General features: G+C 67.0%; 18 protein-coding genes. All 18 read right to left on the bottom strand.

Annotated elements, in window-relative coordinates; all coding sequences use genetic code 11:
- Positions 1-39: 39 nt before the first annotated feature.
- The 18 genes from Q5701_RS00315 to cyoA all read right to left on the bottom strand — a co-directional run bounded on the left by Q5701_RS00315 (position 40) and on the right by cyoA (position 17,272).
- A complete protein-coding gene (locus Q5701_RS00315; protein ID WP_306753208.1) occupies positions 40-1,098 on the bottom strand; it encodes an aldo/keto reductase in 1,059 nt (352 codons plus the stop codon).
- A gap of 61 nt (positions 1,099-1,159) precedes the next feature.
- A complete protein-coding gene (locus Q5701_RS00310) occupies positions 1,160-1,912 on the bottom strand; it encodes an ABC transporter ATP-binding protein (RefSeq protein ID WP_234854915.1) in 753 nt (250 codons plus the stop codon).
- Positions 1,913-1,982: 70 nt separating this feature from the next.
- A complete protein-coding gene (locus tag Q5701_RS00305) occupies positions 1,983-2,861 on the bottom strand; it encodes an ABC transporter ATP-binding protein (protein WP_306753207.1) in 879 nt (292 codons plus the stop codon).
- Positions 2,858-3,763, bottom strand: a complete 906-nt coding sequence (gene nikC, locus Q5701_RS00300) for a nickel transporter permease (protein WP_306753206.1) — start codon at positions 3,761-3,763, stop codon at positions 2,858-2,860. Before nikC ends, Q5701_RS00305 begins: the two co-directional genes overlap by 4 nt.
- Complete coding sequence (locus tag Q5701_RS00295; RefSeq protein WP_256445660.1) at positions 3,760-4,752, bottom strand: ABC transporter permease; 993 nt, start codon at positions 4,750-4,752, stop codon at positions 3,760-3,762. Before Q5701_RS00295 ends, nikC begins: the two co-directional genes overlap by 4 nt.
- Before the next feature lie 93 nt (positions 4,753-4,845).
- Positions 4,846-6,444: an ABC transporter substrate-binding protein gene (locus Q5701_RS00290; RefSeq protein ID WP_306753205.1), complete on the bottom strand. Its 1,599-nt coding sequence runs from the start codon at positions 6,442-6,444 to the stop codon at positions 4,846-4,848.
- Positions 6,445-6,537: 93 nt separating this feature from the next.
- Positions 6,538-7,698, bottom strand: a complete 1,161-nt coding sequence (locus Q5701_RS00285; RefSeq protein ID WP_306753204.1) for a hypothetical protein — start codon at positions 7,696-7,698, stop codon at positions 6,538-6,540.
- On the bottom strand, positions 7,692-8,306 hold the full coding sequence (locus tag Q5701_RS00280) for a hypothetical protein (RefSeq protein WP_306753203.1): 615 nt from the start codon (positions 8,304-8,306) through the stop codon (positions 7,692-7,694). The genes Q5701_RS00285 and Q5701_RS00280 overlap by 7 nt, the downstream gene beginning before the upstream one ends.
- Complete coding sequence (locus Q5701_RS00275; protein ID WP_306753202.1) at positions 8,303-9,202, bottom strand: VWA domain-containing protein; 900 nt, start codon at positions 9,200-9,202, stop codon at positions 8,303-8,305. Before Q5701_RS00275 ends, Q5701_RS00280 begins: the two co-directional genes overlap by 4 nt.
- Positions 9,190-10,137 carry a VWA domain-containing protein gene (locus Q5701_RS00270; RefSeq protein ID WP_306753201.1) on the bottom strand — a complete coding sequence of 316 codons (948 nt, stop codon included), beginning with the start codon at positions 10,135-10,137 and terminating at the stop codon, positions 9,190-9,192. Before Q5701_RS00270 ends, Q5701_RS00275 begins: the two co-directional genes overlap by 13 nt.
- Positions 10,134-10,472, bottom strand: coding sequence for a hypothetical protein (locus tag Q5701_RS00265; protein ID WP_306753200.1), 339 nt, complete (start codon positions 10,470-10,472; stop codon positions 10,134-10,136). The genes Q5701_RS00270 and Q5701_RS00265 overlap by 4 nt, the downstream gene beginning before the upstream one ends.
- On the bottom strand, positions 10,469-11,299 hold the full coding sequence (locus Q5701_RS00260; protein ID WP_306753199.1) for a DUF58 domain-containing protein: 831 nt from the start codon (positions 11,297-11,299) through the stop codon (positions 10,469-10,471). The genes Q5701_RS00265 and Q5701_RS00260 overlap by 4 nt, the downstream gene beginning before the upstream one ends.
- Complete coding sequence (locus tag Q5701_RS00255) at positions 11,293-12,252, bottom strand: AAA family ATPase (RefSeq protein WP_306753198.1); 960 nt, start codon at positions 12,250-12,252, stop codon at positions 11,293-11,295. Before Q5701_RS00255 ends, Q5701_RS00260 begins: the two co-directional genes overlap by 7 nt.
- A 102-nt stretch (positions 12,253-12,354) precedes the next feature.
- On the bottom strand, positions 12,355-13,038 hold the full coding sequence (locus Q5701_RS00250; RefSeq protein WP_306753197.1) for an SURF1 family protein: 684 nt from the start codon (positions 13,036-13,038) through the stop codon (positions 12,355-12,357).
- 2 nt (positions 13,039-13,040) lie between these two features.
- The gene (locus Q5701_RS00245; protein WP_306753196.1) at positions 13,041-13,451 is read right to left on the bottom strand and encodes a cytochrome o ubiquinol oxidase subunit IV; all 411 of its coding nucleotides are present in this window, start codon (positions 13,449-13,451) and stop codon (positions 13,041-13,043) included.
- The gene (gene cyoC, locus Q5701_RS00240; RefSeq protein WP_306753195.1) at positions 13,451-14,068 is read right to left on the bottom strand and encodes a cytochrome o ubiquinol oxidase subunit III; all 618 of its coding nucleotides are present in this window, start codon (positions 14,066-14,068) and stop codon (positions 13,451-13,453) included. The genes Q5701_RS00245 and cyoC overlap by 1 nt, the downstream gene beginning before the upstream one ends.
- A gap of 3 nt (positions 14,069-14,071) precedes the next feature.
- Positions 14,072-16,078, bottom strand: a complete 2,007-nt coding sequence (cyoB, locus tag Q5701_RS00235) for a cytochrome o ubiquinol oxidase subunit I (protein ID WP_306753194.1) — start codon at positions 16,076-16,078, stop codon at positions 14,072-14,074.
- A gap of 9 nt (positions 16,079-16,087) precedes the next feature.
- Positions 16,088-17,272: a ubiquinol oxidase subunit II gene (gene cyoA, locus Q5701_RS00230; protein WP_306753193.1), complete on the bottom strand. Its 1,185-nt coding sequence runs from the start codon at positions 17,270-17,272 to the stop codon at positions 16,088-16,090.
- Positions 17,273-17,393: the final 121 nt, after the last annotated feature.

The raw sequence follows: 17,393 nt of genomic DNA, 5'->3' as shown, positions 1-17,393 counted from the left end.
TCGCCTGCGATCAACAAGATAGGTGCCCTGCACGTTTCATCAATAGGGCAGCGGATGCTGCTTGTGCAGCCGGTCGATGGCTTTTTTCAGATCGTCGGGCAAGGGTTTGCCCAAGCCCGCGACCAGATGGTCCAGCTGGTCCATCCGCGTGGCCCCGATGATGGGGATCACCCTGAAGGGCCGCGTCAGTTGCCAGGCGATCGCCATGTGGATGGCGTCCCACCCATGATCGGCAGCCAGCTTGTGATACGCCTCGGTCGCGGCAATCCCCTGCGGCGTCTTGCGCCCGCCCAGGTTTCCCAGGCCGCCGCTGGCCTTGTCCGCCGCCGCCCGGCTGTTCTCCGGCACCGCGCCGTTCGAATACTTGCCCGACAGCAGGCCCGCAGCCAGCGGGGAATAGGACAGCAGCGTCACATCCTCGTTCACCGCAACCTCGGCCCCGTCGGTGTCGAAAAGGCGATACAGCAGCGAATATTCGTTCTGGATCGCGGCCATGCGCGGGGCGTCCAGGCGGTCTGCCACGTCGCACCAGCGGGTCAGGCCCCAGGCGGATTCGTTGGACAGGCCCACGGCGCGGATCTTGCCTGCCCCTTGCGCATCGGACAATGCGCCCAGAACACTGGCCATGTGGTCCAGCGTCCGCTGTTTCGACTGTTTCGAGGGATCGTAGGTCCAGTTCTGGCGAAAGGCATAGCTGCCCCGGACCGGCCAGTGCAGTTGATACAGGTCGATGCGGTCCGTTTGCAGCCGCCTCAGGGATCCGTCGATGGCCGCGGCCACGATGGCCCCGTCATAAGGGGCGCCGTCGCGGACCATCTGGCTGGGTCCGGTGATCTTGGTGGCAAGTTCCACGCGGTCGCGATTGCCGGTCCGCGCCAGCCAGTTGCCGACAATGGTTTCGGTCAAGCCGATGGTTTCGCGCCGCACGGGATTGACGGGATACATTTCCGCCGTGTCGAAAAAGGTGATGCCCGTGTCCAGGGCGCGGTCCATCTGGGCATGGCCCCCGGCCTCGGGGGTCTGGTTGCCAAAGGTCATGGTGCCGAGGCAGATCCCGCTGACCTCGACATCGCTGCCGCCCAGTGTCACGCGCTTCATGGTGGTTCCTTTCGTCCGTTCGCGCGCACGTTAGCGATGGCGTTTCCGGGCGCAAGCCGGTTCAGGCGCGGGCATAGCCCTGGGACGCGGCGATCAACTGGCGGGTATAATCCTGCTGCGCGGTGCCTTGGCGCAGGGCATCGACGCCCATCACCTCGACAATGCGGCCGCCCTGCATGACGGCCAGCCGGTCGCACATATGGCCCACCACGGCCAGGTCGTGGCTGACCATGACATAGGTCAGACCGTGTTCGGCGCGCAGGTCGGACAGCAGGTTCAGGATTTCCGCCTGGACGCTGACATCCAGCGCACTGGTCGGTTCGTCCAGCAGCAGCAGGCGCGGTTCGGCGGCCAGGGCGCGGGCGATGGCCACCCGCTGGCGCTGCCCGCCCGAAAGCTGGTGCGGATAGCGAAAGCGGAAGCCGCGCCCCAGGCCCACGTCGTCCAGAAGGCGGGCGATACGGCGGTCGATATCGTCCATGCCTTGCAGGCGCAGGGTTTCCGACAGCACCGCATCGACCGAATGACGCGGATGCAGGCTGGCATAGGGATCCTGGAAGACCATCTGCACGGTCTTGTAGAAAGCCCGGTCGCGCTTGCGCGCGGCCAGCGGCTGGCCTGCGACCGCGATGGTTCCCGACCAGGTATCGATCAGCCCGGCAATGGCGCGCAGGATGGTGGATTTGCCGCTGCCGGATTCGCCGACAAGCCCGAAGCTTTCGCCCTGCGCGACAGTGAAGCCGACGTCCCGGACCGCATCGACGCGGTCGGGTTCGAAGCCGAACCAGACGTTCAGGTTTTCGACCCTCAGCATGGGCGGCACCGTTGCAGCGGGGGTTACACCCCCCCGCGCCCCCGTGGGATATTTGCGTGAAGAAGAAGCATCACAGACCCCCCGGAAATTCGGTTTCCAGGCTTTCGGTTATCATGTCGCCGTCGCGCCAGCTGTCCTGGCGTTGCAGCACCGGCAGGCGGTCCTGGGGGGCGTCCAGGCGCGGGAGGCTGTTCAGCAGGCCCCGGGTATAGGGGTGGCGGGCCTGGTGCAGGTCGCGAGCGGCCAAGGTTTCCACGATCCGGCCCGCATACATGATCAGCACCCGGTCGCAGAACTGCGCCACAAGATTCAGGTCGTGGCTGATGAAGATCAGGCCCATGCCCCGGTCGCGGACCAGCATGTCCATGATGTTCAGAACCTCGGTGCGGACGGATACGTCCAAGGCGCTGGTCGGTTCGTCCGCAATCAGGATCTCGGGGTCGGGGGCCAGCATCATCGCGATCATGATCCGCTGGCCCATGCCGCCCGACACCTCGTGCGGATAGGCACCCATGACCCGTTCGGGATCGCGGATCTGGACGGCGGCCAGCATATCCAGCGCCTTTTGTCGGGCTGCGGCGCGGTTGCCGCCCGCGTGCAGGCGGTAAGCCTCGACGATCTGGTCGCCGATGGTCATCACCGGGTTCAGGCTGAACTTGGGATCCTGCATGACCATGCTGATCCGCCTGCCCCGGATCTTGCGCATCCGGCGTTCGGCCAAGTTCAGGATCGACTGGCCCTCAAGCTCCATCCGGTCGGCTGTGACACGGCCGGGCGGGCGGACCAAGCCCAGGATCGCGCGGCCGGTCATGGACTTTCCCGACCCGGATTCGCCGACGACCCCCAGCCGTTCGCGGCCCAGGTCGAAGCTGACGCCGCGCACGGCCTCGAAGCTGCCCTGGCGGGTGGGGAAGGTCACGCGCAGGTTCCGGACGGACAAAAGCGTCATTCCTTGGCCCCTTTTGGGTCCAGCACGTCGCGTAACCCGTCGCCCAGCAGGTTGAAGGCCATCGAGACGATGAAGATCGCGATCCCCGGCATGGCGGCCACCCACCAGAAATCCAGGATATAGGTCCGGCCGTCGGAAATCATCGCCCCCCATTCCGGCATCGGCGGCTGCGCGCCAAGGCCCAGGAAGCCAAGCCCCGCCGCTGACAGGATGATCCCCGCCATGTCCAGCGCCACGCGCACGATCAGCGACGACACGCAAAGCGGCCAGATATGCTTGATGAGCAGCCTCAGCGGACCCGCCCCTTGCAGGCGCGCGGCCGCGATGAAATCGGCATGGCGGATGGTTAGCGTTTCCGCCCGCGCAAGGCGGGCATAGGGGGGCCATGCGGTCAGGGCCAAGGCCAGCACCGCATTGGTGATGCTGGCGCCCAGGGCCGCGACAAAGGCGAGGGCCAGGATCAGCTTGGGGAAGGCCAGGAAGATGTCGGTGATCCGCATCAGCACCTGATCCACCCAGCCGCCCGCGAAGCCTGCCACCGTGCCGATGAACAGCCCGATGATCGGCGCGATCAATGCCACGGTGCCGACGATGAACAGCGTAATCCGCGACCCATGGATCAGCCGCGACAAGATGTCCCGGCCAAGCGCATCGGTGCCCAGCCAGTGTTCCGCGGACGGGGGTTGCAGCCGCCCGGCCAGATCTTGGGCGAAGGGGCTTTGCGGGGCCAGCCACGGGGCGAACACGGCCATGCCGATCAGAAGCACCAGCACGATCAGCCCCAGCATCGCCAGCTTGTTACCCCGGAAAGTCAGCCAGCCTTGATAGAAGGCGCCCATCCGCGCCTGGCGTCGGGTCTGGGGGGCGTCGGACAAAAGCCATTCGCGTCTGGACTGGTTCATTTCGACCTCGGGTCCAGGACGCGATACAGGATGTCGCTGAACAGGTTCAAGGCCACGAAGCAGGTGCCCACCACCACAGTGCCGCCAAGGACGGCGTTCATGTCCCCGGACAGCAGGGCCTTGGTGATGTATTGGCCAAGGCCCGGCCAGGAAAAGATGATCTCGGTCAGGACGGATCCTTCCAGCAGCGACCCGAAGGACAGCGCAATCACCGTGATCAGGGGGATGCGGATGTTGCGGAAGGCGTGTCGCCAGATCACCGCGCGTTCGGACAGGCCCTTGACGCGGGCGGTGGTGATGTATTCGGCGGACAGCTGTTCCAGCATGAAGCTGCGGGTCATGCGGCTGATATAGGCCAGGCTGAAATAGCCCAGCAGGCTGGCGGGCAGGATAATGTGCGAAAACGCGTCCTGGAACGCGCCCCAATCGCCCGCGATCAGCGAATCGACCAGGATCAGCCCCGTCACGGTGGGCACCATCCCGTCATAGATGATCCCCTGCCGCCCCGGCCCCCCGACCCAGCCCAGGATGCCATAGAAGACCAGCAGCCCCATCAGGCCCAGCCAGAAGATCGGCATGGAGTACCCGACAAGCGCCACCACCCGCGCCACCTGGTCGATGATCCCGCCCCGGCGCGCGGCGGCGATCACACCCAGCGGCACGCCGATCAGCACGCCGATCAGGGTGCCCAGGGTTGCCAGCTCGAACGTGGCGGGGAAGACGCGCTTGATGTCGTCCACCACCAGTTGCCCAGTGGAGATGGAGCGCCCGAAATCCCCCGTCAGCACATCGCCCAGATAGCGCGCGAACTGCACATACAGCGGACGGTCCAGCCCCATCGCCTGATAGGCCGCGTCGTATTGCGCCTGGGATGCGCGGTCGCCCACGACCTTCAGGACAGGGTCGATTGGCATGACCCGCCCGATGATGAAGGTGATCAGCAACAGGCCGAGCATGGTCAGGACCAGGGACAGCAGCGTGCCGCCGATGCTGCGCGCGCGGCGGCGGCGTGCGGCGGCGCGGTGGTTGGGCGCGGGGGGCAAGCCCGCCCCCCGGCCAACGGTATCGGTCAGGGCCAAGGCTTATTCGCCCTTCGTCACCTGCCGATACATGACCGAAGTCACGGACCCGCCCGAGTTCCAGTTCTGCACATTCTCGCGCAGGCCGGTATTCTCGACCCGCTGGAACAAGGGCACGATTGGTGCCTCGGCCTGGTACTGCTTCTGGATGTCGATATACATCTGGGCGCGCTTGTCGCCGTCTTGTTCCAGGGTCGCGGCCACCGTGGCCTCGTTCATCGCCTCGGGCACGGCATAGGCGTTACGCCAGGCCAGAAGGCCGGTCGCCTGCGCCTCGTCGCTGTTGTCGGGGTTATAGGCGAAGGTCGCGGCATTGGTGTTGGGGTCGGAATAGTCCGGTCCCCATTCGCCCAGGAAGATCGGCACGTCGCGGGCGCGATAGGCGTCCAGGACCTGCGCGCCGGTCATCTGCTGGATTTCCAGGGTCAGCCCGGCCTCGGCCATGGATGCCTGCAAGGCCTGGGCCACGTCCACATATTCGCGCAGGTCGCGGACCTTGGTGGTGATGGTCTTGCCGGACATCCCCGCCTCGTCGATCAGGGCCTTGGCCTTGGCGACGTCATAGGTCCAGGGCAGATCCTCCAGGGCGCCCAGATATCCCTTGGGCAGGATCGACTGGTGCGGCACGAAGGTGCCTTTCAGGAAGCTGTTGGCGATGCCGTCGTAATCGACCAGGTACTTCATCGCTTCGATGACCTGGGGGTTCGACAGGACCGGATCCTTCTGGTTCAGGCCCATGTAGAGGATCCGGCCGCGCGGCTCGTCCTGGATCTTCACGCCCTCGACCGCGCCGATGGATTCCACGTCGGTCGGCGACAGGTTGCGGGCGGCGTCGATGTCGCCCTGTTCCAGCAGCAGGCGCTGCGCGCTGGATTCGGCGACGTTGCGGACCACCACGCGCTTCATCGCCGGCGCGCCCTGATAGTATTCTTCATAGGCGGTGAACTGCACGGCCTCGTTCGGGCGCCAGCCGGCCAGGACGAAGGGGCCGGAACCCGCCTCGTTGGTGTTCAGCCAGGTGTTGCCCAGATCCTCGCCCTCGGCATTGGCCATGACGGTTTCCTTGTCCACCACGCTGGCGATGTTGGCAGTCAGGCAGTTCAGCACGAAGGTCGGCGCATAGGGCTTGTCCATGTGCAGCGTCAGGGTCGTGTCGTCGAAGGTGATCTTTTCTTCCACATTGTCGGCCGTGAAGCCGAACTGGGTCAAGATGAAGGCCGGGGTCTTGTCCAGCTTAACCGCGCGGTGCAGCGACCAAGCGGCATCCTCGGCGCGCACCGGGTTGCCGGAATGGAAGGTGACGCCTTCGCGCATCTTGAAGGTGATGGACAGGCCGTCCTCGCTGACTTCCCAGCTTGCGGCAAGCGACGGCTTGAAGCCCGCCTCCATGTCCAGCGGGTCGAAATCGACAAGCCGGTCATAGGTGTTCTGGTTCACGTCGTTGCCGGAAAATTCAAAGCTCTGGGCCGGATCCAGGCTGATGATGTCGTCGATGGCGGCGGCCACGACCAGCGTGTCGGCGGGGGTTTCCGCCCAGGCCGCGGGCGCGATCGCCAGGGCCGAGGCCAGCAGGATGGCGCGCGGGGTCAGAAGGTGTTTCATGGTGGTTCCCTGTTCTTGTCGGCCCCGCCTTGGGTGCGGGTTGCATGACGTGAAAGGTGGCCCAAGCCCGGGCGGCTGGCAAGCCTTTGATGATCAGGCCTGCCGCAACATCCGGCGGAACCCGGCCAGCCAGCGGCGGGCGTCAAAGCCCGGCGGGGGCGCGCTTGCGAAAAGCTGTCGGTCCAGATCGGCCATGATCGGGGGCGCGGGCTGGCCCCGCCAGCGCAGGTGCCGGTCCGCCGCAGCGCGCAGGGCGGGCAGATCCCCCGCGACCGCCGCGCGGTGCATGGCCCGCGCATGGGGACCGGGCAGCCGGCGGCGGATGCGCCTGCGGATCCCCGCAAGGGGCATCAGGCCCCGGCCTTGCAGCATCAGGGCAAGGGATGCGGCCATGCCCCCGCCCAGGGCCGCGGCGGCAAGGGGCCAGTTGCGCCAGGCCACCTGGTCGGACGCGCCGAAATTCGATCCGAAGCCGACGAAGCCGAAGGGGATGGGCTTCAGCGGCGCGACCTCGACCTGGCGGCTGTCGGTGTCGAACCAGGAAATCGCCTCGGCATGAAGGATGGCGGGTTCGCCGGTCCGGGGGCGCAACTGCCATTCCCAGACGACGCGCGCGACCGGACCGGCCTCGGTCAGGATGGTTTCGCGGATTTCCGGCTGGCTGAACAGGATCAGCCAGGGTTCCGACAGGTCGGGCCGCGCAGGCAGGTGATGGGACAAGGTGCCCAAAGCCTCGACCGTGACGCGGCGGGTCAGGATTTCGTCCTTTTTCAACCGCCCGGGTTCGGCGGACAATTCGTCCGTCAGGGTCAGTTGCCGCGCGGACAGGGGCGGGGCATCCGCCGGAAATGGCCTGACCGCAAGGCTGATCGGCGGCGCCGTGACGGTGGTTTCCGCCCGTTGGCCGTTGTCCAGGACATAGGTCAGCTTGTGGCTGACCGGACCCACCGTCAGGGGGCCGTCTCGGCGGGGAAACAGCGCCACCTTGCGTTCAAAGATTTGCAGCAGCCGCCCGTTCACCCGTTCCTTGTGCCAATCGTCCCGCGCGACCTGGATCCAGTCGTAGTCGGGCGAGTTCGGGAATTCCATGTCCTCCAGGGATACGGTCAGGTCGTATTCGCCGCGAATGGTCAGTTCGACCATTTCCGACACGACCGGGGCGCCGTGGTCGTGCAGGATCATCAGGCGGGTGTCGCCCTGCGCGAGGGCCGCGCCCGCCAGCATCGCCCAGGCCAGGAGAATGCGGATCACCATGGGTCGCCTTCTTTCGGGCGGATCAAGCCCAGTTGCGCGCGGCGGTCGAATTCGGCGCGGATGCGCAGCTTGAGGAATTCGCCCGGATCGTCGGTGATCGCGTCCAGCCATTGATCGGTCGCGGCAAGGCCCTTGGCGTCCAGACGCTTTTCCCATTCGGGCCCCGATCCATTGGCCAGCAGTTCCGAGATCGGCACCTCGCCGGGAGGCAGCCCCCCTGCCCCCTTGATCCGGCCCGGCACGACGGAATCGCCCTGGTGCGGCGGATACATCGCGGCCACCAGATCGCGGTTCTGCCGCGCCTGTTCGTCGGCGGGATTGGCAAACAGCATCGCGTCGAAATAGGCGACCGACAGCGCATAATCCCCCACCGCCGCCAGAGACAGCCCCCGGTTATAGGTCTGCGACCGGCCCGCCTTGGCAAAGGCCGCATCCGCCGCGGGAAATTCGCCCAGCCGATACAACGCCACGCCCCGCGCCGCCGGGTCCGGCAACAGCCACGCCGCCGGGCGGTCCAGTCCTGCGTGCAGCGCCAGCCGCCCAAGCGCCCCCGGCCCGGCGACGGCCAGGGCGGCAAGTCCGGCCAGGGCGATCAGCAGGGGCCTCATTCCAGCCTCCTCAGCATGACCAGCAGGGAGGGCAGGACCAGCAGCGCCAGCCATGGCCCAAGATCGCGGTATTGCAGGGCCTGCAGGGCGGGATCGCGGACCGATCTGCCGCTGCGCACCAGTTGTCCGGCCAGGCGGTCCATCCGGTCCCAGTCCATGACTTCGCCGCCCCGCACAAGCCGGCCCAGGGCATCGGCAGGCGGCGCGGGCGCCTCCGGGGCCAGATCCGTCAGGCGCAGCGCCCACAGGCGCACGCCTTGCCCCGCCAGCCGGTCTGCCTCGGCCACGGCCTGGGCATCGACGCCGCCACCGTCGGAAATCAGCACCAGATCGGCACGGGGCAGACCGGCCAGCATCTGGCCTGCCATCCCCATCGCCGCCGCCGGGCGGCTGCCTGCCGCAGGCATGGTGTCCCCGTCCAGAACGCCGATCTGGGTTTGCAGGCTGCCCACGTCCAGCGTGGGCGCGGTGGCCGTGAACGCCTCGCCCGAAAACAGCACAAGGCCCACGGGGCGGCCCGACAGGCCTTGGGCCAGGCCCGCCGCCGCCAGCTTGGCCTGATCCAGCCCCGGCCCCTGCGCGACAGAAGGCGACAAGTCCATTGCCAGCACCACCGCATCGGCCTGCGCCAGCACCGGCGCGTCGGTGCGCGGCACGGCCGGTCCCGCCAGGCCCAGGATCAGGGCCGCCAGGGCCAGTGGCGCCAGCAGCCGCATCCACATCGGCTGCCGTCCGCCCAAGGCCCCCAGAACCTGCATCGCCCGCAGCATGTCGCGGCCCATGACCCGTTCCCACCCCCCCGCATCGGGGCTGCGCGCCACCCGCAGCAGGACAAGCCCCGCCAGCGGCAACAACGCCAGCAGCCACAAGGGGCGCAGCAGGATCAGCCCGTCCATCCGCGCCGCCCCCCTGCAATCAGGGCCAGGCACAGCGCGGCGATGCTGGCGGGCCAGATCCACAAGGGCTGCCACAACCGCATCGGCGGGCGGGCCGAAGGGTTCGGCTCCAACCGGTCCAGGCTTTGCGCCACCGCCTGCAAGTCCGCGGTATCGCGGACGCGAAAGCTTTCGCCCTGGGCGACCTGGGCCACGGCCCGCAGGGTCGCGACATCCACCGCGTCGCGCGAGTCCGGCTGGTTTTCCAGATCCTCGGGGCCGAGGGCGATAGAATGCACGCGGATGCCATGGCCGTGGGCAAGGCGCGCGGCCTCGACCGCAGGAACCGTGCCCGAGGTGTCCACCCCGTCCGACATCAGCACGATCACCCGCGTGGGCGCATCGCTGCGCGACAGGCGCTTGGCGGCAAGGCCCAGCCCGTCGGAAATGGCGGTGCCCCGACCCGATATGCCGATCTGCGCCTCGTCTATCGCGCGGGCGACGGCCTCTACGTCAAAGGTCAGGGGGGCGGCGAAATAGGCGCGTTCGCCAAAGATCACCAGCCCGACCCGGTCGCCCCGCCGCGCGGCGACAAAGGCCGATGCGGTGCGCTTGACCGCCTCCAGCCGGGTGACGGGCTGGTCGTCTAGGAAGAAATCCTCTTTCAGCATGCTGCCCGACAAATCCATGACCAGCACGATATCGCGTCCCGATGCGGGGATTACGTCGCTGGCAACCTCGATGCGCGGACCCGCCAGGGCGAAGACCAGGGCAACCCAGGCCAGCCCGCCCAGCCACGGTCCCCGCAGTCGCGCAGCCCCTGCCGGGCGGGCGCCGTGCAGAAGATGCGCGGGCAAGGTCAGCGCAGGCCGGGGCACGGCCAGGGGCGGCATCAGGCGCCGGACCAGCAGCGGCATGGGTAACAGCAAAAGCAGCCAAGGCCAGGCGAGGCTCATCCCCGGCGGGTCCGGCGCAGGGCCGCCCGTTCGATGGCGGCATCGTCCGGGGCAGGCGCGGCGCCATAGGCAGCGGCGCGCAGGGGGTCGGGCAGACGGCCAAGGATGCGGGCGATGGCCAGGATGCGATCCTGCGGCGGCAATCCGCGCGTGGCCTGGATCAGGCCGCGCCGCGACGGCTTGCGGCCCAGGACCGGGCGCAACAGCAGGGCCGCGATCAGCCCGGCCAGCAGGCCCAACCCGGCCAAGGCCAGCATTTCCGGCCAGCCAAGCGCCGCCATCTCCAGGGGCAGGCGCGGCGGAGACAGTTGGGCCAGAAGATCCTCGTGCGTCATGGCGCAACCTCGGCCACAGCAAGGCCAAGGGCGCGCAGGCGTGCCAGGTCCGCTGTCATGTCGGGGACCGCCAATCGGACGATGCGGCTGTGCCGACCGTCGCTGACCGCCAGCGGCCCCTGGGGGGGCTGCGTCTCGGCATCGTCCAGCATCAGGGCCAGGGTGACCGACCGGCGCCGGGCCAGTTCCGCCAGGGCAGGTTCCGCGCCCGCCAAGCCGTCCAGACAGGTGGCGACCAGCACCCGCCCGCCGGAAGGCGACAAGCGCATGGCGCGGGCCAGGGCTTCGGACAAAGGCGCGTGGCCTGGGGCCGACAGGGCCTGGTCGTGCTGGCGCGCAAGGGCATGGCAGACAGCCGCCATATGCCCGTCGCCGCCCGATCCGCGCAGTTCGGCCAGCCGCCCGCCCGCCATCAGCGCCGCCACCGATCCGCCGCGCCCGGCGACCGTCCAGCCGGCCTGCGCCAGATGCCGGGCCGCACGCACAGACCGCAGGGCCGCGCCCGTGCCCCATAGCATCGGCGCGCGGAAATCGGCCAGCAGCAGGATCGTGTCGTCGCGATCCTCGTGCAGGCTGCGGATATGGGGATGGCCGGTGCGTGCCGTCGCCGCCGGGTCTAGCCGCCGGGGGTCGTCGCCCGGGACATAGGCGCGGATTTCGCGCAGATCCATGCCCGCGCCCGGCATCCGCGCGGGAACGGCGCCTGCCCGGCGGGTCAGGGGTCGGTGCTTTCCCCGGCCGGGGGCCTGGTCGCACAGGGCCAGCAGTTCGGCCACGGTCAGGCGGATCCCCGGCGCGTCAGGCAAGCCGGCAGGCAAGGCTACCACGGGCGCACCTGGCGCAGGATGTCGGCAACCAGGCTGCGGCTGGTGCGGCCTTCGCCGCTGGCCGACCAGGCAGGGATCATGCGGTGGGACAGGGCATCGGCGGCCAGCGCCTCGGCATCCTCGGGCAGGCCGTGGTCGCGGCCGTGCAACCAGGCACGCGCCCGCACCCCTGCGGCAAGCGCCAGCGTGCCGCGCGGGGATACGGGATGTTCCACCCATTCCGCCACCGCCCCACCGGGCCGCGTCGCCATGACCAGCCGGACGATGAAATCCTTGAGCGCGGGCGCAAGGTGGATCCGCGCGACCTCAGCCCGCGCTTGGGCCAGGTCGGCGGCGCGGATCATCGTGCCTGCCTGTATGCGCGGGGCGACCGCCTCGGCCTCGACCAGGTCAAGGATGGCGCGCTCGGCCTCGGCGCCGGGCAGGTCCAGCCGCAGATGCAGGAGGAAGCGGTCCAACTGCGCTTCGGGCAAAGGGAAGGTGCCTTCGTGTTCGATTGGGTTCTGGGTTGCCACCACCATGAACGGATCGGGCAAGGGCCGCGTCACCCCGCCCGAGGTCACCTGCCCCTCGGCCATGGCCTCCAGCAGGGCCGACTGCACCTTGGGCGGCGCGCGGTTGATTTCATCCACCAGCACAAGGCTGTGGAAGATCGGGCCGGGGATGAAGTCGAAGCCGCCGGTTTCGGGGCGGAAGACCTGCGTGCCGGTCAGATCGGACGGCAGCAGGTCGGGCGTGCACTGGATGCGGGCATGGCTGCCCGGCAGATGGGCTGCAAGCGCCTTGACGGCGCGGGTCTTGGCAATGCCCGGCGGGCCTTCGATCAGTACATGGCCCCCGGCCAGCAGCGCGATCAGCAGGCGTTCCACCAGAACGGCATGGCCGATCAGCGTGGCGCCGATCTCGGACCCCAATTTGCGGACGGCATGAGCCTGTTCGGTCAGGTCGTTCATCGCTTTCTCCCCCTCGCGTTGAACTTGCTCACTGTGCAACTGCGTGGGATCGCGATCCAGTGCTAATGCGGAATTTCCCCTGCCACTTTGGTCGGAAAACGCCTAGCGCCGCAGGGCGTAGATCACCAGAACCAGCAGCCCGCCCGCCATGGCGAACCAGGTCAGCGCATAGGTCAGGTGGGGATTGCGAAAGGCGATCACGGTCAGCCCGCCGATGGGTTGGGCATCGCCCGCGCGGTCAGCGTCGATGAAATAGGGCGCGACATCGGACAGGCCAAGGCTGGCGGCGATGGCCTGGGTGTCGCGCGAATACCAGCGGCCCGCCTGCGGATCGTTGGCGCGCAGAAAGGCGCCGTCGGGCTGCGACAGGCGCAACAGCCCTGTTACACCTTGCGGACCCTGTGGCAGGGGCCGGTCGTCGCGCCGGTCGGCGGCGACAAAGCCGCAGTTGACCAGCACCGTCCAGCCGTCATCGGTGACAAGCGGGGTGATCACCCAGAAGCCTGCCCCAAGCTCCGTCACCGCCTGGACCAGCACGTCGCTGTCGGGCCGGTACTCGCCCTGCACGCTGACGCGGCGGTATTCGGCATCCTCGGCCGTCAGCCCCGCCCATTCGGCGGGCGGCGGCGTTGGAACCGGGTCCGCCGCCACCCGCGCGTCCACGCGGGCGATCAGGTCGGTTTTCCAGCCCAGTCGCTGCACCTGCCAGACGCCCAGGCCCATCAGCACCAGAAAGACGATCCCTGCCGCGACCAGCAAGGCGACCGGGCGGCGGGTGGCGGTCACGATCACAGGCCCAGGGCCTCGTGGTTCATCTGGGGCATCATGTTCGTGTTCATGTTGAACATGACCCACAGTGACCCGGCCAGCACGATGACCAGGATCACGACGGTGAAGATCAGCGCCATCATGGTCCAGCCTTCGTCGCTGCGCGTGTTCATGTGCAGGAAATAGACCATGTGGACCAGGATCTGCACGATAGCCATGCCCACCACCACGGCGGCGGTCAGGAACCGGCTTTCGAAGCCCCCGGCCATGACGATGGCGAAGGGGATCGCGGTCAGGATCACCGACAGGATGAAGCCTGTCAGATAGGACCGGACGCTGCCGTGGTCATGGCCGTCGTCATGGTGGTCGCCATGCGCCTCGGCATGGCGTTCCGTGCGGTGCTTGTCGCCCTGGGCTTCAATCGAGGTCATCAGATCATCCCCAGCAGATAGACAAAGGTAAAGACGCCGATCCAGATCACATCCAAAAAGTGCCAGAACATCGACAGGCAGGACAGGCGGCGGCGATTGGCGGGGATCAGCCCGCGCTGGCGGACCTGGATCATCAGCGTGACCAGCCACAAGCAGCCAAAGGCCACATGCAGCCCGTGGGTGCCCACAAGCGCGAAGAAGGCCGACAGGAATGCCGAACGCTGCGGCCCCGCGCCCAGGTGGATCAGGTGCTGAAATTCGTAGATCTCGACGGCCAGGAACAGCAGGCCGAAAACCAGCGTGATCCCCAGCCAGATCAGCGTGCCGCGCGTGTTTTCCCTGACCATCGCCAGCATGGCAAAGCCATAGGTGATCGAGGACAGCAGCAGGAAGGCCGTGTTCAGCGCCACCAGTTCCAGGTCGAACAGATCCTTTGGCCCCGGACCGGCCGCATAGCTGCCACCCAGGACGCCGAAGACCGCAAACAGGACCGCGAACATCAGGCAGTCGCTCATCAGATAGACCCAGAACCCGATGCTTGTGGACGCGCCCTCGTGGTGGTGGTGCGGCTCGACTTCCCAGAAGTCGCCGGGGGCTGCTTGGGTGACGGTGCTCATGGATCAGACCCCTGCGCTTGCCAGCTGGCGGTCGCGCGCGGCTTCCGTCGCGCGGACCTCCTCGGCCGGGATGTGGTAGTCGCGGGCATAGTTGAAGGTATGGAGAACCGACGCCGCCACGATGCCCGCAAAGGACAGGGCGGCCAGCCACCAGATGTACCAGACCAGGGCAAAGCCGCAAACCGTCGCAAAGCCCGCGATGATGACCCCTGCCCCGGTGTTCCGGGGCATATGAATGGGCACATAGGTCGCGCGAGGCCGCGTCTGGCCGTAACGCTTCATGTCCCACCAGGTGTCCAGCCCGTGGCTGACCGGCGTGAAGGCAAAGTTATAGGCCGGGGGCGGAGAGGATGTCGCCCATTCCAGGGTGCGCCCGTCCCAGGGATCGCCCGTCTCGTCGCGCAACTGGTCGCGGCGCGCGATGGACACGCCGAACTGGACGAACATCGTCGCGATGCCGATGGCGATCAGGACGGCGCCGAAAGCCGCGATGACGAACCAGATCTGCAGGCTGGGATCGTCGAAGACCCGCACCCGCCGCGTCACGCCCATCAGCCCCAGGATATACAGCGGCGCAAAGGCGGTCCAAAAGCCTACGACCCAGAACCAGAAGCTGACCTTGCCCCAGAACGGCTCCAGCCGGAAGCCAAAGGCCTTGGGCCACCAGTAATAGACCGCCGCGAACAGGCCGAACAGCACCCCGCCGATGATCACGTTGTGGAAATGCGCCACCAGGAACAGCGAGTTGTGCAGCACGAAGTCGGCGGGCGGCACGGCCAGCAGCACGCCCGTCATGCCGCCGATCACGAAGGTCAGCATGAAGGCGATGGTCCACATCATCGGCAGTTCGAACCGGATGCGGCTGCGGTACATGGTGAACAGCCAGTTGAAGATCTTGGCCCCCGTGGGAACCGAGATGATCATGGTGGTGATCCCGAAGAACGAGTTGACGGAGGCACCCGACCCCATCGTGAAGAAGTGGTGCAGCCAGACCAGATAGGACAGGATGGTGATGCAGACGGTCGCATAGACCATCGAGGTATATCCGAACAGCCGCTTGCCGGTGAAGGTCGCCACGACCTCGGAATAGACGCCGAACAAGGGCAGGATCAGGATATAGACCTCGGGGTGGCCCCAGATCCAGATCAGGTTCACATACATCATGGCGTTGCCGCCAAGGTCGTTGGTGAAGAAGTTCGTGCCCACGTAACGGTCCAGCGTCAGCAGGACCAGCGTGGCCGTCAGCACCGGGAAGGACGCCACGATCAGGATGTTCGTGCAAAGCGCCGTCCAGGTGAAGATCGGCATCCGCATCATGGTCATGCCAGGCGCGCGCATCTTGATGATCGTCACCAGCAGGTTGATACCCGACAGCGTGGTCCCCACCCCCGCGACCTGAAGGCCCCAGATGTAATAGTCCACGCCGACATAGGGGCTGGACCCCAGGCCCGACAGCGGCGGGAAGGCCAGCCAGCCGGTCTGTGCAAATTCGCCCACGAACAGCGACATCATGGTCAGAACCGCGCCGCCGACCGTCATCCAGAAGCTGAAATTGTTGAGGAACGGGAACGACACGTCCCGCGCGCCGATCTGCAGGGGCACGACGAAGTTCATCAAGCCCGTGACGAAGGGCATCGCCACGAAGAAGATCATGATGACGCCGTGGGCCGAAAACACCTGGTCATAGTGGTGGGCGTTCAGATAGCCCTCGGATCCGCCAAAGGCGATGGCCTGTTGCAGGCGCATCATGATCGCATCGGCGAAACCGCGCACGAACATGACCAGGGCCAGCACGATATACATGATGCCGATCTTCTTGTGATCGACCGTCGTGAACCACTCATGCCACAGGTATGACCACAGGCGATGCTTGTGCAGCATCCACAGCAGTCCGGCGCCGCCGATGGCGACGACCGCGCCGGTGGCCCAGACGATCGGATCCTGGGGGATCGCGTTCCAGTCCAGCCGTCCCAGCAGGAAGGTGGTTTCGATGTCCGATGGTATCGCCATCTTCGGCCTCTACAGGTTCTGGTCGGCGCCGTCCGGCGGCACGGATTGGGTCAGCTTGTTCGGGATCAGGTTCCAGCCCAGGATGCCCCGGGGCGCATCCAGCCCCCGCCCGCGCAGGGGCGTCAGGTCGCGTGGCGCGCTGTCCACGGATGGGGCGCTTGCCAGCATCCGGTCCAGTTCATCGACCGTGCAGATGCCCGTCACCTGAAAGGGCGGCAGGCCCAGCACGGGCCGGGGGGTGCCGAGGCCGGGATCGGTCAGCGCGACATTGGCGATGCCCGGCAGGCCCAGCCCGCCCTGGGCGTCCAGGGCCATCATCTCGGCCATGCACATCCGGCCTTCCTCGACGCACAAGTTCACGACGCGGCTGAACAGTTGCGGGTCCACCGGGGCAAATGCCATGGGGGGCACGTTCTCGCTGGGCTTTTCCAGTTCAAGATAGCGCGCGCGGTCCAGCGCCTCGGCGCTGTCGGCGGCTTGGGCGACCCAAGTGTCAAAACCGGCATCGTCCAGCGCCTGGGCCTTGAACCGCATCCCGGAAAAGCCATGGCCCGAATAATGCGAGGCCAGGCCCTGGTATTCCCCCGCCTCGTTGAAGACCCCATGCAGAGTGGTCTGCATTCCCGGCATGGCATAGATCATCCCCGCCATGGCCGGGATATAGAAGGCGTTCATCACCGAGGTCGAGGTCAGCGTGAACTGGACCGGGCGGTCCACCGGCACGGCCAGTTCGTTGACGGACGCGACCCCCTGTTCGGGATAGATGAACAGCCATTTCCAGTCCATCGCCACGACCTGCACCTGCAAGGGCTGCTGGTTGCTGACCGGGGTTTCGGCGTCGATGCGGTCCAGCGGCCGGTACGGGTCCAGCAGATGCGTGCCCACCCAGGTCAGCGCGCCCAGGCAGACGATGATCAGCAGCGGAATGGCCCAGATCACCAGTTCCAGCTTGGTCGAATGGTCCCAGTCGGGGTTGTAGGTCGCCTGCCGGTTCGATGCCCGGTAACGCCAGGCGAACCACACGGTCAGCGCCATCACGGGGATGATGATGACCAGCATCAAGGCCGTGGATTGCACCAGCAATTCCGCCTGGCGCGCCGCGATGTCGCCCGAGGGGCGCAGCACGACAGCCTCGCAGCCCGCAAGCAGCAAAAGCGGCGCCAGCCAGAAAACACGTTTGAAAAGATGTGTCATGTCGATAATGACCCCGCTGACCGCGCGAATCGCGCGGCTGTTCAGACGACGACGCCCTGAGATTGCAGTTCAGATAGTTGCCTTGACCAAAGTCAAACATAAGACAATTTGTCGCGTATTC

Source organism: Paracoccus actinidiae (assembly GCF_030863885.1).
Taxonomy (GTDB): Bacteria; Pseudomonadota; Alphaproteobacteria; order Rhodobacterales; family Rhodobacteraceae; genus Paracoccus; species Paracoccus everestensis.
Note: the sequence above shows the minus strand (reverse complement) of the source record. Positions and strands in the feature narration are given on the sequence as shown.

Bases quoted from the DNA above. Each gene is read 5' to 3' on its own strand.
- Q5701_RS00315 (WP_306753208.1), bottom strand. From the start codon at position 1,098: ATGAAGCGCGTGACACTGGGCGGCAGCGATGTCGAGGTCAGCGGGATC.
- Q5701_RS00310 (WP_234854915.1), bottom strand. From the start codon at position 1,912: ATGCTGAGGGTCGAAAACCTGAACGTCTGGTTCGGCTTCGAACCCGAC.
- Q5701_RS00305 (WP_306753207.1), bottom strand. From the start codon at position 2,861: ATGACGCTTTTGTCCGTCCGGAACCTGCGCGTGACCTTCCCCACCCGC.
- nikC (WP_306753206.1), bottom strand. From the start codon at position 3,763: ATGAACCAGTCCAGACGCGAATGGCTTTTGTCCGACGCCCCCCAGACC.
- Q5701_RS00290 (WP_306753205.1), bottom strand. From the start codon at position 6,444: ATGAAACACCTTCTGACCCCGCGCGCCATCCTGCTGGCCTCGGCCCTG.
- Q5701_RS00285 (WP_306753204.1), bottom strand. From the start codon at position 7,698: ATGGTGATCCGCATTCTCCTGGCCTGGGCGATGCTGGCGGGCGCGGCC.
- Q5701_RS00280 (WP_306753203.1), bottom strand. From the start codon at position 8,306: ATGAGGCCCCTGCTGATCGCCCTGGCCGGACTTGCCGCCCTGGCCGTC.
- Q5701_RS00275 (WP_306753202.1), bottom strand. From the start codon at position 9,202: ATGGACGGGCTGATCCTGCTGCGCCCCTTGTGGCTGCTGGCGTTGTTG.
- Q5701_RS00270 (WP_306753201.1), bottom strand. From the start codon at position 10,137: ATGAGCCTCGCCTGGCCTTGGCTGCTTTTGCTGTTACCCATGCCGCTG.
- Q5701_RS00265 (WP_306753200.1), bottom strand. From the start codon at position 10,472: ATGACGCACGAGGATCTTCTGGCCCAACTGTCTCCGCCGCGCCTGCCC.
- Q5701_RS00255 (WP_306753198.1), bottom strand. From the start codon at position 12,252: ATGAACGACCTGACCGAACAGGCTCATGCCGTCCGCAAATTGGGGTCC.
- Q5701_RS00245 (WP_306753196.1), bottom strand. From the start codon at position 13,451: ATGACCTCGATTGAAGCCCAGGGCGACAAGCACCGCACGGAACGCCAT.
- cyoC (WP_306753195.1), bottom strand. From the start codon at position 14,068: ATGAGCACCGTCACCCAAGCAGCCCCCGGCGACTTCTGGGAAGTCGAG.
- cyoB (WP_306753194.1), bottom strand. From the start codon at position 16,078: ATGGCGATACCATCGGACATCGAAACCACCTTCCTGCTGGGACGGCTG.
- cyoA (WP_306753193.1), bottom strand. From the start codon at position 17,272: ATGACACATCTTTTCAAACGTGTTTTCTGGCTGGCGCCGCTTTTGCTG.